Below are 14,407 nucleotides of genomic sequence, written 5' to 3' on the forward strand. Positions count from 1 at the left end.
TCGACTTTGGGGCAGCCCTGGCCGCCCCCGGCCTTTAGCCGGAGTATCCCCGTTTATGAAAACCAAATTTCACCTCAACAAACGTTCCCCTGGCCGTCATGGCAGCGCGGGCGCGCAGCCCCAGCCGGGGGGTGGATCCGTCGTCGCGCTGGTCGACGAACGTTATCTGGCGTGGCTGGCCTCGCAGGTCACCGGCAATCCGCGCACGGCCATCCAGCGCGCCCCGCTGGCGGCGGTGCTGGCCCATCTGGCGCGATTGGCCGGGGCCGAATCCCCGCTGCTGCGCACGGTGCTCTACACCGATGCCGCGCCGACCGATCTGTACGACGAGGTGGTGCTGCGCCTGGTGCCGCCGCATGCCACGGATGGCGGCCTGAGCCTGGTCCGCGCCCTGGGCCAGGAGTTGATCCAACTGGCCCGCCACGGGGCCGCCTGGCTGCTCGTGGCCAGCGACGACGAGCGGTTGATCCCCTACATCGACGAGGCCCAGGCGCGCGGCGCGCGCGTGGTGTTGGTGGCCGACGACGCGGTGCACGACTTTAGCCGGCTGGCCGCCGACGACCCGAGCTGGGCCCGCCTGCTGATGCAGGCCGACCGGCGCGTGGCCGTGCCGGTGGGGGCGTGGGATTCGCTGACCACGCCGGGCGCGGGTTACTATGCCCAGCGCGCCGGCCAACCAGAGGGTGACGAGCCGGACGGCGCGGGGGCACCGCCCGCCGATGCGCAGGCCGAACCCGACGAGCAATGGCGCGCGCAGGTTGGCCGCATCATCCAGGACTGGTGGGCTGACGAGCCGGAAGACGACCGCCTGGATTTGGCCGACGCCATGCGCAGCCAGCACGGCGTGCCGCCGGAGACCGACCGGCGCATCCTGATGCAGATCCGGCGCGAGCTGGGCCGCAATCTGAGCTTCCCGGAGAAGCGTCTGATGCGCGAGATGGTGCGCGCCACCGTCCTGGGCGAGGCCCCAGCACCCGCCGCGGTGGATGTGGCCCCCGACTGATCGCCCCCGATCGTGAGCGGACCGCTGCACGGCGCCCCATCCACCGACGCCCCCGCACGGGCCCCCTCCACCCTGGGGTGGGAGCTGGCCGCGTGGTTCCAGACCCCGCCGGGCCGGTATTTGCTGGACTGGGAGCGGACGCGGTTTGCCGAAGCCGTCGCCGACGCCTTTGGCTACCACGCCCTGCAGTTGGGGTTGCCCCAACTCGATGCGCTGGCGGGCAACCGCATGCCGCACCGCTGGCTGGCCCTGCCCGAGGTGCCAGGCTCGCCTCATGCGCCTGATTCACCGGACACGTCCAACGCCGCATTGCCCCTCGCGCTCACCCCTCTAGGGCGGCGGGTGGACCTTGTGAGCCATGCGGCGGCGCTGCCGTTTCCTGCCGCCAGCCTGGATTTGGTGCTGCTGCCCCACACGCTGGAGCTGAGCGCCGATCCGCATGCCGTCTTGCGCGAGGTGGAGCGTGTGCTCGTGCCCAACGGGCGGGTGGTCATCACCGGCCTCAACCCCGCCAGTTGGTGGGGGCTGCGCCAACACCGCGCGCACTGGATGGCGCGCATCGGCCTTGGGCGGACGCGGCTGGCGCGGCTGTACCTGCCAGAGGCCGGCGCCTTCATCGGGCCGTGGCGGCTGCAGGACTGGCTGCGGCTGCTGAGCCTGGAAGTCGAGCAGCTGGCCTACGGCTGCTACCGCCCCACCGTGCGCAGCGAACGCTGGCTGCAGCGCTGGGCCTGGATGGACCGCTGGGGCCCGTGGGCCTGGGCACCGTTGGGTGCCGTGTATTTCATCGTTGCCGTCAAGCGCGTGCGCGGCATGCACCTGCTGGGGCCGGCGTGGCGGCCGACGCGTGCCGCCGCCGCCCCGGCCGTCGTGGCGCGCCGCGACGGTGATCCCTCCCGACCATGACCGACGTCACCATCTACACCGACGGGGCCTGCAAGGGCAACCCCGGGCCCGGCGGCTGGGGCGCGCTGCTGCGCGCGGGCCAGGCCGAAAAAGAACTCTGGGGCGGTGAGCCGCAGACCACCAACAACCGCATGGAGCTGACCGCGGTGATCGAGGCGCTGGCGGCGCTCAAGCGCCCGTGCCGCGTGCACCTGTACCTGGACAGCGAATATGTGCGCAAGGGCATCACCGAATGGCTGCCCGGGTGGAAGGCGCGCGGCTGGAAGACCGCCGAGCGCAAACCGGTCAAAAACGACGACCTGTGGCGCCGGCTGGACGAACTGGTGCACGGCCGCGGCCACGAGGTCCACTGGCACTGGGTGCGCGGCCACAGCGGCGACCCCGGTAACGAGCGTGCCGACGCGCTGGCCAACCGCGGCGTCCCCGGGCGCTAATCCGCGGCGGGGCCGTCCCACGCGTTTACACGGCGGAAACGCGCTTCCGCTACAGTGCATGTCCATTGACGACCACGACGGGAACACGGCATGGCTTTAGGCAACAGACCGGTGGCATCGCTGGCGGGGGCCGCATTGATCGCCTTGGCCGCGGGCGCCTGGTGGTGGCAGCGGCCGGCGCCGGCGGGCGCTGACCCAGGGCCTGCTTCCGCCGTGGCCGCCACTGGTGCGCCGGGCAGTCCGGCGGCGGCCCCGTCGGGCGGGGCGCCCGGTGGACGCTCGGGAAGTCCCAGCGCGGCGGGACCGGGCGGCCCCGGCCGCGGTGGCCCGCCGGCGGTGGAAGTGGCGCCGGTCGAGACCGCCCCGATCGTGGAGGAGTCGCAGGCCGTGGGCACGTTGATGGCGCGCCAGCGCGTCGTGGTGCGGCCGGAGGTGGCCGGGCGCATCGTCGCCATCGGCTTCGGCGACGGTGCCCCGGTGCGCAAGGGGCAGCTGCTGGTGCAGTTGGACGATGCGCTGCAACGCGCAGAGCTGGCCCAGGCGCAGGCGCAGCTGACGGTGCAGCAGGCCAACCTGCGCCGCCACGAGGAGCTGGTGGCACAGGGCTTCGTCGCGCAGCGCGTGCTGGACGAAAGCCGCGCCGCCGTGCAGGTGGCCCAGGCGCAGGTGGACCTGGCGCAGGCGCGGCTGGCCCGCATGCGCATCGTGGCGCCGTTCGACGGCGTGGCCGGCATCCGCGCCGTGCACGTCGGCGAGTACGTCAAGGACGGCGCGGAGCTCGTGCATCTGGAGGATCTGTCGCAGCTGGTGGTGGACTTTCGCCTGCCCGAGCGGCTGCAGCCGCGCGTGCGCGTCGGCCAGCCGCTGCGGCTGCAGGTGGACGCGCGCCCCGGGCAGACGGTGCCGGCGCGCATCGTCGCCATCGACCCGGCGCTGGACGCCGACGGGCGGGCGCTGGTGGTGCGCGCGGCGCTGGACGGCGGCCGCCACGGCCTGCAGCCCGGCATGTTCGTGCGCGTGGCGCTGGAGCTGGGCCGCGACGACGCGGCGCTGCTGGTGCCGGAGGAGGCCATCGTGCCGCAGGGGCAGCAGTTCTTCGTCTGGCGGCTGCGCCCGGCGGCAGGGGAAGCTCCGCCGGAGGTCGAGCGCGTCGCCGTGCGGCTGGGACTGCGCCGTGACGGCCAGGTACAGGTCACCCAAGGCCTGCAGGCCGGTGACACCATCGTCATCGCCGGCCAGCAGCGCCTGCAGCGCGACGGCACGCCGGTGCGCGTCGTCGACCCGAACCGCCCCGGGCCGGGCGGGCCGGCGGGGGCCTCAGGCGGCGGCAAACCCGGCGCTGGTCAGCCCGGCGGCGGCGCCCCCGCGCGGCCTAGCGCCTGACGCGGCGCGAGGAGCGGCCCCATGCAGTTGCCCGAAATCGCCATTCGCCGCCCGGTGTTCGCCACCGTGCTGTCGCTGCTGATCGTGCTGGTCGGCTGGGTCTCGTTCCAGCAGCTCGCGGTGCGCGAGTACCCGAAGATCGACGAGCCGGTCGTCACCGTCACCACGCGGCTGGCCGGCGCCTCCAGCGAGGTGATCGAATCCACCGTCACCAAGCCGCTGGAGGATTCGCTGGCCGGCATCGAGGGGGTGGACGTCATCACCTCGATCAGCCGGCCGGAGCAGAGCCAGATCACGGTGCGCTTCCGGCTGGAGCGCGACCCCGACGCCGCCGCCGCCGAGGTGCGCGACAAGGTCGCGCGCGTGCGTGGCCGCCTGCCGCAGACGGTGGACGAGCCGGTGGTGGCCAAGGTGGAGGCCGACGCCTTTCCGGTCATCTGGATCGCGCTGTCGTCCGATCGCTACAGCCCGCTGGAGCTGACGGATCTGGCCAACCGCATCGCCAAGCCGGTGCTGCAGACCGCTACCGGCGTGGCCGAGGTGCGCATCTTCGGCGAGCGGCGCTTCTCGATGCGGCTGTGGCCGGACCCGGATCGCCTGGCGGCCTACGGCCTGACGGTGCAGGATCTGGAGGACGCGCTGCGCCGCGCCAATCTGGAGGTGCCGGCGGGCCGCGTCGAAAGCCGCCTGCGCGAGTTCAACGTCACCGCCGCCACCGACCTGCAGACGCCGGAGCAGTTCCGCGCGGTGGTGATCCGCGAAGTGGGTGGCCTGCCGATTCGCGTCGGCGATGTGGCGCGCGTCGAGCAGGGCGCGGCCGACGAGCGCTCCTCCGTGCGCCTCAACGGCCGCGACACCGTGTCGCTCGGCGTCATCCGCCAGGCCACGGCCAACCCGCTGGAGATGTCGGCCGCGGTGCGTGCGCTGCTGGACAAGGTGCGCGCCGACCTGCCCCCCGGCATCGACGTGCAGGTCGCCAACGACAACTCGGTGTTCATCGACCGCTCGATCAAGGCCGTCTACGCGACGATCCTGGAGGCGGTGGTGCTGGTCACGCTGGTCATCGTGGTGTTTCTGCGCAGCGCGCGCGCCTCGATCATCCCGCTGGTGACGATTCCGGTCAGCCTCATCGGGGCGTTCGCGCTGATGGCGCTGTTTGGCTTCACCATCAACACGCTGACGCTGCTGGCGCTGGTGCTGGCCATCGGGCTGGTGGTGGACGACGCCATCGTCGTGCTGGAGAACATCCACCGCCACATCGAGGAGGGCATGACGCCGCTGGCCGCGGCGATCAAGGGCTCGCGCGAGATCGCGTTCGCGGTGGTGGCGATGACGCTGACGCTGGCGGCGGTGTACGCGCCGCTGGCTTTCACGCCGGGGCGCACCGGGCGGCTGTTCGCGGAGTTCGCGCTGGCGCTCGCCGGGGCGGTGCTGGTGTCGGGGTTCGTGGCGCTGACGCTCTCCCCGATGATGTGCGCCAAGCTGCTGCGCCATCAGGCGCAGCCGGGCTGGTTCGACCGCACGATGGAGCGAGCGCTGCAGGCGCTCACTCGCGGCTACGGCGCGGCGCTGGCGGTGGCGCTGCGCTGGCGCTGGGCCGTGGTGGGGGTGATGCTGGCCAGCGCGGCGGCAAGCGTCTGGCTGCTGCGCACCACCAAGCAGGAACTCGCGCCGCTGGAGGACCGCGGCGTCATCCTCACCATCGTCAACGCGCCGGACGGCGCCACCGCCGCCTACACCTCGCGCTACGCCGCCGCCATCGAGCGCATCGGCGCGCAGTACGAGGAGTTCGACCGCATCTTCGCGCTGGTCGGCAACCCCACCGTGTCGCAGGCGACCGTCTTTTTCCGCGCCAAGCCGTGGGAGGAGCGCCAGCGCTCGACGCTGGAGCTGGCGCGCGAGATCGCGCCGAAGGTCGCCGGCCTGCCGGGCGTGACGGCGTTTCCGATCACGCCGCCGTCGCTGGGGCAGGGCTTTCGCGAGCGGCCGGTCAATTACGTCATCACCACCAACGACAGCTACGCCAACCTGGCGCGCGTGGTCGGCGAGTTCCAGCGCCGCATGGCGCAGGTTCCGGGCTTCCTGCAGGTGGACACCGACCTGCGCATGAACAAGCCCGAGCTGCGGCTGGAGGTGGACCGCGAGCGCGCCGCGGCGCTGGGCGTCAGCGTCGACGCGGTGGCGCGCACGGTGGAGACGATGCTGGGCGGCCGCGTGGTCGGCCGCTACAAGCGCGAGGGCGAGCAGTACGACGTCATCGTGCAGACCGCGGCCAGCGATCGCAGCGTGCCGCAGGACATCGAGCGGCTCTACGTGCGCGGGCGCAACAACGCGATGGTGCCGCTGTCGGCCCTGGTCAAGGTGCAGGAGGTGGTGGCGCCGCGCGAGCTGAACCACTTCGCGCAGCGGCGCAGTGCTTCCCTCTCCGCCAACCTGGCGCCGGACTTCGGGCTCGGCGAGGCGCTGGCGACGATGGACCAGATCGCGCGCGAGGTGCTGCCGGAGGGCTACACCACCGACCTCAACGGCCAGAGCCGCGAATTCCGCGCCGCCTCCGGCGCGCTGGCGCTGGTGTTCGTGCTGGCGCTGCTGTTCATCTACCTGGTGCTGGCGGCGCAGTTCGAAAGCTTCCTCGACCCGTTCATCATCATGCTGTCGGTGCCGCTGTCGATGCTGGGGGCGCTGGCGGCGCTGAAGTGGACCGGCGGCACGCTCAACGTCTTCAGCCAGATCGGCCTCGTCACGCTGGTGGGCCTGATCACCAAGCACGGCATCCTGATCGTGGAATTCGCCAACCAGCTGCGCCAGCAGGGGCTGGAGACGCTGGCCGCCGTGCGCCGCGCCGCCGAGCTGCGCCTGCGCCCGATCCTGATGACCACCGGCGCGATGGTGCTGGGGGCCATCCCGCTGGCGCTGGCCAGCGGCGCCGGGGCGGAGAGCCGCCAGCAGATCGGCTGGGTCATCGTCGGCGGCATGAGCTTGGGCACCTTGCTGACCATCTTCGTCGTGCCGACGATGTACCTGCTGCTGGCCCGCCGCCGCGTGCCGGGGCCGGATCGGACGGTGGTGGAAGGACCGGGGTGCTGAAAGTCCCTGACATTGCGCGACACCAGGATCAGCCCGTGGGCCAGTGCCGTGGCGGCAGCAGGCTGTCGATGGCGGGCAGCGGCCGCTTTGCATAGGCGAGCAACCGACCCCAACGGTCCGCCACTCTTGCGTCGATGGGAAGGACGCGCCCCGCGAAGAATGAGGGCAGCTCGACTTCCAGCCAGTCGATGAGCCGGCTCTTGCGCTCCCCGTCGGCCAGGCCGTCGATGCCCTTGCGCAGTTCACCCAGCGTCAGGACGGACAGGTACAGCGTGCTGGCCGGGCGGTTGGTCATCCAGCGCACCACGTGCTCATCCGGCTGCCGGCGGCGCAGCTCCGACAGAACGTTGGTGTCGATCAAGTAGCTCAAAGCGCCACCTCCCGGGTCATGCTGTCGTCCCGGGAGAGGTCGATGTCGTCGCTGTCGAACAGCGGGGAGCACCGGATGAAGTCGACCAAGGACTGGCGGGCGCCGGTCAGCCGTTCGTAGTCGGCGCGGGACAGCACGACGGCGACGTCACGCCCATGCCACGTGATGGCCTGGGGTCCGTGGTGCTGGCTTTCGCGGACGAGTTCGGACAGATGGGTCTTGGCTTCCTGCATCGGCCAGGCACGCATGGCAGTCGCCCTCCAATTCAACCAGAATGGTCGGAATTCTGGGGGCGCCGGCGTGCCATGCAAGCCGTCCGGCTGCGGGATGGAGCGTCAAGTCCCGCTCACAACACCTCACTCGCAAAATCCGCCAGCCGTGACCGCTCGCCGCGCGCCAGCGTGACGTGGCCGCCGTGCGGCCAGCCCTTGAAGCGGTCCACCACGTAGGTCAGGCCGGAGGAGCCCTCGGTCAGGTACGGGGTGTCGATCTGCGCCAGGTTGCCCATGCAGACCAGCTTGGTGCCGGGGCCGGCGCGGGTGATCAGCGTCTTCATCTGCTTGGGCGTGAGGTTCTGCGCCTCGTCGATGATGACGTACTTGTTCAGGAAGGTTCGGCCGCGCATGAAGTTCATGCTCTTGATCTTGACGCGGCTGCGGATGAGGTCGTTGGTGGCGGCGCGGCCCCATTCGCCGGCGCTGTTGCGCGCGCCCTGGGCCAGGAACTCCAGGTTGTCGTCCAGCGCGCCCATCCACGGGCCCATCTTCTCTTCCTCCGTGCCGGGCAGGAAGCCGATGTCCTCGCCGACGCTGACGGTGGCCCGCGTCATGATGATCTCGCCGTAGCGGCGTTCGTCCAGCACCTGCGTGAGGCCCGCGGCCAGCGCCATCAGCGTCTTGCCGGTGCCGGCGGTGCCGGCCAGCGTGACGAAGTCGATGTCCGGGTCCATCAGCAGGTTGAGCGCAAAGTTCTGCTCGCGGTTGCGCGCGGCCACGCCCCAGACGGCGTTCTTCAGGTGCGTGTAGTCCTTGAGCGTGCGCAGCACGGCGGTCTTGCCGCGCAGCTCGACGACGCGGGCGTACAGCGGCGGCTCGCCCGGCACCTCGTAATACACAAACTGGTTGAGCAGCAACTGCTCGACGATGGCGCCGCCGATCCGGTAGAAGGTGTGGCCGCCCTGTTGCCAGCTCTCCACGGTTTTGTTCTGGCGCGTCCAGAAGTCCGACGGCAGCGCCAGCGCCCCCGTGTAGAGCATGTCGGCGTCGTCCAGGGTTTTGTCGTTTTCGTAGTCCTCGGCGGCCAAGCCCAGCGCGCGCGCCTTGATGCGCATGTTGATGTCTTTGGACACCAACACGACGTCGCGGTCCGGGTGGCGGCCCTTGAGGGCCTGCACCACCGACAGGATTTGGTTGTCGGCCTTGCCCTGCGGCAGGTCGACGGGCAGCGCATGCGGCAGCAGCTCGGTCTGGAAGAACAGGGTCCCGGTGGCTTCGCCGTTGCCCAGGGCGGCGAGGGTGAGTCCTTGGCGGATGTCCCCGTTGGCGCTGGCGGCCAGGGCGTCGAGGGTGCGGCTGGCTTGACGCGCGTTGCGCGCGACCTCGCTCATGCCCTTTTTGTTGTTGTCCAGCTCTTCCAGCACGATCATCGGCAGGAAGATGTCGTGCTCCTCGAAGCGGAACAGGCAACTGGGGTCGTGCATCAGCACGTTGGTGTCGAGCACGAACAGGCGCTTTTGGCCGGTGTGCGTGGACCGGCGCCGCGGCGTGGGCTTTGCCGCTGCGGTGGCCGGGGTCGGCGCGGCGGCCGCAGGCGCCTCGGTCACGGGGGCGGGGGCCGCGCCTTTGCGCTGCCCGGTGCGTCGGCTGCGCGATGGGGGCGAGGCGGCGGGAACGGCAGCGCTGGCGGCCGCGGGCGAGGGTGAGGGCGCGACGGCTGGTGCAACGGTGTCCGCCGTGGGCTCGGGCGGTTGGGCCGAAGTGGCGCGGGGGGATTTTTTGAGATCGACGCGATCGGCCTTGCGGCTGGGGGGCGGGGGCAGTGGCATGAAATCATCATGCCAGAAAAACCGCAGCCGCCCATGGGGCGGCTGGTCGGCGGGGTGGGCAGGGCGCCCGGCGTGTGGGCTTCAAGCCACTTTTTTGAGCATCTTCACGGCCTTGAGGACTTCGTCCACGTGGCCCGGCACTTTGATGCCGCGCCACTCCTGCAGCAGGATGCCTTCGGGGCTGATCAGGAAGGTGCTGCGCTCGATGCCCTTGACCTTTTTGCCGTACATGATCTTGTTCTTGACGACGCCGAACATGTGGCACATCTTTTCTTCGGTGTCGGCGATCAGCTCGAACGGCAACTCCAGTTTGGCCTTGAAGTCCTCGTGCGACTTGAGATTGTCGCGCGAGACGCCGAACACCTGCGCCCCCGCGCCGATGAACTCCTGGTACTGGTCCCGGAACTGCATGGCCTCGGTCGTGCAGCCGGGGGTGTGGTCCTTGGGGTAGAAGTACAGGATCAGCGTCTGGCCGAGGTGGGATTGGTGGGTGACTTTGATGCCGCCGGTCGCTTGGGCTTCGAACTCGGGAATCGGTTTGTTGACGACGACGGCCATGGAGCAAATCCCCTGCGTGTTTGGATGGTCGAATTGGTCCGGGAAGAACCGCCGAACATCTTGATATTTTAGCGCATTTGCGCAGGGCCTCAGGCCGCGTCGGCGGCCTCGATGAGCAGCGCGGCCACCACCCGCCGGCCTTCGCCGGCCAGGATGTTGTAGGTGCGGGCCGCGGCCATGGTGTCCATGGTCTCCACGCCGATGCCGCGCTCGATCAGGCCCCGCAGCAGGGACGGCGGCACGAAGCGCAGCCGCTGCCCGCTGCCAAAGAGGACGACCTCCGGCGCATCGGCGGCCAACTGGTCGAAGTGCTGGGCCGTCAGTTCGGCGTGGCGGCGGCAGTCCCACGCCTGCAGTCGGCCGCTGGCGCTCACGACGATGCTGCTGTCGTACCGCTGGCCGCCCACCATCACCCAGCCGGGGCCGTGGGCCTGTATGGACAGGGTGTCGATGCGGTCGGGCTGAAACTTCATGGCGGGCGCAGCCGGCCGGGAATCGCCGGCAAACTGTGGTGAAATTATAGGCTCCACCCCTGTCGGAGCGGCACTTGCGCCGCCCCGACTCCGACCCACGCGCCATGTCCTCCACCGTCATCCACAAGTCCGCCAAACTGGCCAACGTCTGCTACGACATCCGCGGGCCCGTGCTCGAGAAGGCCCGCCAGATGGAGGAGGACGGGCACAAGATCATCAAGCTCAACATCGGCAACCTGGCGGTGTTCGGGCTGGAGCCGCCGGACGAGATCGTGCAGGACATGATCCGCAACCTGCCGCAGGCGGCCGGCTACACCGACAGCAAGGGGCTGTTCGCGCCGCGCAAGGCCATCGTGCACTACACGCAGGAAAAGCGCATCGCCGGCGTGACGGTGGACGACGTCTACTTGGGCAACGGCGCGAGCGAGCTCATCACCATGAGCATGAACGCGCTGCTCAACGCCGGCGACGAGATCCTGGTGCCGGCGCCGGACTATCCGCTGTGGACGGCCTCCGTATCGCTGTCGGGCGGCACGCCGGTGCACTACCTGTGCGACGAGGCCAATGGCTGGATCCCGGACCTGGACGACATGGCGCGCAAGATCACGCCGCGCACCAAGGGCATCGTCGTCATCAACCCCAACAACCCCACCGGCGCGCTGTACCCGGTGGAGGTGCTGCAGGCCATCGTCGAGCTGGCGCGCAAGCACGGGCTGATCGTCTTCGCCGACGAGATCTACGACAAGGTGCTCTACGACGGCAACGTCCACACCTCGATCGCGTCGCTGGCGGACGACATCCTGTTCGTCACGTTCAACGGCCTGAGCAAGAACTACCGCTCGTGCGGCTACCGCGCGGGGTGGATGATCGTCTCCGGCGACAAGCGCCGCGCCAAGGACTACATCGAGGGGCTGAACATGCTGGCCTCGATGCGGCTGTGCGCCAACACGCCGGGGCAGCTGGCGATCCAGACGGCGCTGGGCGGCTACCAGAGCATCAACGATCTGGTAGCCCCGGGCGGTCGGCTGTGCCGCCAGCGCGATCTGGCGCACCGGCTGCTCACCGAGATCCCGGGCGTGAGCTGCGTCAAGCCGAAGGCGGCGCTGTACATGTTCCCGCGCCTGGATCCGAAGATTTATCCGATCGAGGACGACCAGCAGTTCGCCTACGACCTGCTGGCCGAGGAGAAGGTGCTGATCGTGCAGGGCACCGGCTTCAACTACCCGACGCCGGACCACTTCCGGCTGGTGTTCCTGCCGCACGAGGACGACCTGGCCGAGGCGATCGGGCGCATCGCGCGCTTTCTGGGCCACCTGCGGCGGCGCTACGGCACCGAGTGATTTTTGGCAACCCCCGGATTTTCATGACCTTGGCAACCGCGACCATGAGCAACCTTCCCCCCATCCAAGTCGGCCTGCTGGGCATCGGCACCGTCGGCAGCGGCGTCTTCCGCGTGCTGCAGCGCAACCAGGAGGAGATCCGCCGCCGCGCCGGCCGCGGCATCGCGATCACGATGGTGGCCGACCTGGACACCGAGCGCGCGCGCGCCGTCGTCGGCGACGCGGCGCAGGTGGTGGCGGATGCGCGCGCGGTGATCGCCAACCCGGCGATCGACATCGTCGTCGAGCTGATCGGCGGCTACGGCATCGCGCGCCAGCTGGTGATGGAGGCGATCGAGGCCGGCAAGCACGTCGTCACCGCCAACAAGGCGCTGCTGGCGGTGCACGGCAGCGAGATCTTCGCCGCCGCGCAGGCCAAGGGCGTGATGGTGGCGTTCGAGGCCGCGGTGGCCGGCGGCATCCCGATCATCAAGGCGCTGCGCGAGGGCCTGACCGCCAACCGCATCCAGTGGGTGGCCGGCATCATCAACGGTACCACCAACTTCATCCTGTCGGAGATGCGCGACAAGGGGCTGGACTTCGACGTCGTGCTGAAGGAGGCGCAGCGCCTGGGCTACGCCGAGGCCGACCCGACCTTCGACATCGAGGGCATCGACGCCGCGCACAAGGCCACGCTGATGAGCGCGCTGGCGTTTGGCATCCCGGTGCAGTTCGACAAGGCCTACGTCGAGGGCATCACAAAGCTGCAGGCGGCCGACATCCGCTACGCCGAGCAGCTCGGCTACCGCATCAAGCTGCTGGGCATCACCAAGCGGGTGGACGGCGGCGTGGAGCTGCGCGTGCACCCGACGCTGGTGCCCGCCCGGCGGCTGATCGCCAACGTCGAGGGCGCGATGAACGCCGTCGTCGTGCAGGGCGATGCGGTCGGCACCACGCTGTACTACGGCAAGGGCGCCGGCAGCGAGCCGACCGCCAGCGCCGTGATCGCCGACCTGGTGGACGTGACGCGGCTGCACACCGCCGACCCGCAGCACCGCGTGCCGCACCTGGCGTTCCAGCCGCACGCGATGAGCGATCTGGCCGTCGTGCCGATGGATCGCGTGGTGACCGGCTACTACCTGCGCCTGCGCGTGGCGGACCAGCCCGGGGTGCTGGCCGACGTCACCGGGATCCTGGCGCGCGCCGGCATCAGCATCGACGCCGTGCTGCAGCGCGAGGCCGACGAGGTCGGCGGCGAGGGCAGCACGCAGACCGACCTGATCATCCTGACGCACGAAACCGCCGAAGGCACGATGAACGCCGCGCTGGCGGCGATGCAGGCGCTGCCGACGGTGCTGGCGCCGATCGTGCGCATCCGCAAGGAGGAGCTGGCCTGATGCTCTACCTGTCCACGCGCGGCCATCCCGAGCGCCGCCGCTTCAGTGACATCCTGCTGGAGGGGCTGGCGCCGGACGGCGGCCTGTATTTGCCCGAGCGCTATCCCCGTCTCGAGGCAGCGGATCTGGCGCGCCTGCGCCGCACCTACCACGAGCAGGGCTACGCCGAGCTGGCGTTCGAGATCCTCTCGCTCTATATCGACGACATCCCGGCCGACGACCTGCGCGCGCTGCTGCGGCGCACTTACACCGCCGAGGTGTTCGGCACCGGCGAGATCGTGCCGCTGCGCCACCTGGAAAACGGCCTGTGGCTGGAGGCGCTGTCCAACGGCCCGACGCTGGCGTTCAAGGACATGGCGATGCAGCTGCTCGGCCAGCTGTTCGAGTATGAGCTGGCGCGCCGCGGCGAGACGCTCAACATCCTGGGCGCCACCAGCGGCGACACCGGCAGCGCCGCCGAGTACGCGATGCGCGGCAAGCGCGGCATCCGCGTCTTCATGCTGAGCCCCCACGGGCGCATGAGCCCGTTCCAGCAGGCGCAGATGTACAGCCTGCAGGATCCCAACATCCACAACCTCGCCATCGAGGGCGTCTTCGACGACTGCCAGGACATCGTCAAGGCGGTCAGCGCCGACCTGGAGTTCAAGCGCCGCCACCGCATCGGCACCGTCAACTCGATCAACTGGGCGCGGCTGCTGGCGCAGGTGGTGTACTACTTCGCCGGCTGGATCCAGGCCACCGAGCGCGACGACGAGCGCGTGAGTTTTACCGTGCCGAGCGGCAACTTCGGCAACGTCTGCGCCGGGCACATCGCCCGCATGATGGGGCTGCCGGTCGAGCGGCTGGTGGTGGCCACCAACGAGAACGACGTGCTGGACGAGTTCTTCCGCACCGGGGTCTATCGCGTGCGCGGCAGCGCCGACACCTACGAGACCTCCAGCCCCTCGATGGACATCAGCAAGGCGAGCAACTTCGAGCGCTTCGTCTTCGACCTGCTGGGGCGCGACGCCGAGGCCACGCGCCGGCTGTTCGCCGAGGAGCTGGCGCGGCACGGGCGCTTCGACCTGTCGGCGCACCCGGCCTTTCCGCGCGCGCGCGAGGCGTTCGGCTTTGCCAGCGGGCGCAGCACGCACGCCCACCGGCTGGCCACCATCCGCGACGTCTGGCAGCGCCACGCCATGCTGATCGACCCGCACACCGCCGACGGCGTCAAGGTGGCGCGCGAGCACCTGCAGCCGGGCGTGCCGATGATCGTGCTGGAGACGGCGCTGCCCATCAAGTTTGCCGCCACCATCGTCGAGGCGATCGGGCGCGAGCCCGAGCGACCGGCGCGGTTTGCCGGCATCGAGGCATTGCCCAAGCGGGTGCAGGTGTTGCCGGCAGACGTCGAGCGCGTCAAGGCGTGCATCGTCGCCGCCGGCCGTGACTGAGGA

General features: G+C 70.2%; 12 protein-coding genes and 1 pseudogene. 8 read left to right on the top strand and 5 right to left on the bottom strand.

Annotated features, from left to right (window positions below; all coding sequences use genetic code 11):
* The first annotated feature begins 55 nt into the window (after nt 1-55).
* The 5 genes from Tfont_RS03810 (at nt 56) to Tfont_RS03830 (ending at nt 6,813) form a co-directional block, all read left to right on the top strand.
* The gene (locus Tfont_RS03810) at nt 56-1,003 is read left to right on the top strand and encodes a hypothetical protein (protein ID WP_143968445.1); all 948 of its coding nucleotides are present in this window, start codon (nt 56-58) and stop codon (nt 1,001-1,003) included.
* An 84-nt stretch (nt 1,004-1,087) separates the two neighbouring features.
* Nucleotides 1,088-1,909, top strand: coding sequence for a class I SAM-dependent methyltransferase (locus Tfont_RS03815; RefSeq protein ID WP_143968473.1), 822 nt, complete (start codon nt 1,088-1,090; stop codon nt 1,907-1,909).
* A complete protein-coding gene (gene rnhA / locus Tfont_RS03820) occupies nt 1,906-2,343 on the top strand; it encodes a ribonuclease HI (RefSeq protein ID WP_068610729.1) in 438 nt (145 codons plus the stop codon). The genes Tfont_RS03815 and rnhA overlap by 4 nt, the downstream gene beginning before the upstream one ends.
* A gap of 336 nt (nt 2,344-2,679) precedes the next feature.
* Entirely contained in the window at nt 2,680-3,726 is a 1,047-nt protein-coding gene (locus tag Tfont_RS03825) for an efflux RND transporter periplasmic adaptor subunit (protein ID WP_068610726.1), read from the top strand.
* Between the two features lie 21 nt (nt 3,727-3,747).
* On the top strand, nt 3,748-6,813 hold the full coding sequence (locus Tfont_RS03830; protein ID WP_143968446.1) for an efflux RND transporter permease subunit: 3,066 nt from the start codon (nt 3,748-3,750) through the stop codon (nt 6,811-6,813).
* On the opposite strand, the pseudogene Tfont_RS03835 reads toward Tfont_RS03830, so the two are convergent.
* The 5 genes and pseudogenes from Tfont_RS03835 to Tfont_RS03855 all read right to left on the bottom strand — a co-directional run.
* Nucleotides 6,813-7,183: pseudogene (locus Tfont_RS03835) on the bottom strand (PIN domain-containing protein); the annotation flags it as partial. The gene Tfont_RS03830 and the pseudogene Tfont_RS03835 overlap by 1 nt on opposite strands.
* Nucleotides 7,180-7,431 carry a type II toxin-antitoxin system Phd/YefM family antitoxin gene (locus Tfont_RS03840; RefSeq protein WP_143968447.1) on the bottom strand — a complete coding sequence of 84 codons (252 nt, stop codon included), beginning with the start codon at nt 7,429-7,431 and terminating at the stop codon, nt 7,180-7,182. The gene Tfont_RS03840 and the pseudogene Tfont_RS03835, both read right to left, overlap by 4 nt.
* 98 nt (nt 7,432-7,529) lie before the next feature.
* Nucleotides 7,530-9,227: a PhoH family protein gene (locus Tfont_RS03845; protein WP_143968448.1), complete on the bottom strand. Its 1,698-nt coding sequence runs from the start codon at nt 9,225-9,227 to the stop codon at nt 7,530-7,532.
* Between the two features lie 81 nt (nt 9,228-9,308).
* Nucleotides 9,309-9,785: a peroxiredoxin gene (locus Tfont_RS03850; protein WP_068606443.1), complete on the bottom strand. Its 477-nt coding sequence runs from the start codon at nt 9,783-9,785 to the stop codon at nt 9,309-9,311.
* Between the two features lie 89 nt (nt 9,786-9,874).
* A complete protein-coding gene (locus tag Tfont_RS03855; RefSeq protein ID WP_068606441.1) occupies nt 9,875-10,258 on the bottom strand; it encodes an Mth938-like domain-containing protein in 384 nt (127 codons plus the stop codon).
* Nucleotides 10,259-10,362: 104 nt separating this feature from the next.
* Between Tfont_RS03855 and Tfont_RS03860 the strand changes: the two genes are divergently transcribed.
* From Tfont_RS03860 to thrC, 3 genes are read left to right on the top strand one after another with little or no spacing between them, the layout of a single operon-like run.
* Complete coding sequence (locus Tfont_RS03860; RefSeq protein WP_143968449.1) at nt 10,363-11,598, top strand: pyridoxal phosphate-dependent aminotransferase; 1,236 nt, start codon at nt 10,363-10,365, stop codon at nt 11,596-11,598.
* Nucleotides 11,599-11,642: 44 nt separating this feature from the next.
* Nucleotides 11,643-12,974, top strand: a complete 1,332-nt coding sequence (locus Tfont_RS03865) for a homoserine dehydrogenase (protein WP_143968450.1) — start codon at nt 11,643-11,645, stop codon at nt 12,972-12,974.
* Nucleotides 12,974-14,404 (top strand): threonine synthase, encoded by a 1,431-nt coding sequence (thrC, locus tag Tfont_RS03870; RefSeq protein WP_143968451.1) that lies wholly within the window; start codon nt 12,974-12,976, stop codon nt 14,402-14,404. The genes Tfont_RS03865 and thrC overlap by 1 nt, the downstream gene beginning before the upstream one ends.
* Nucleotides 14,405-14,407: the final 3 nt, after the last annotated feature.

This window comes from Tepidimonas fonticaldi, assembly GCF_007556755.1.
Classification (GTDB): domain Bacteria; phylum Pseudomonadota; class Gammaproteobacteria; order Burkholderiales; family Burkholderiaceae_C; genus Tepidimonas; species Tepidimonas fonticaldi.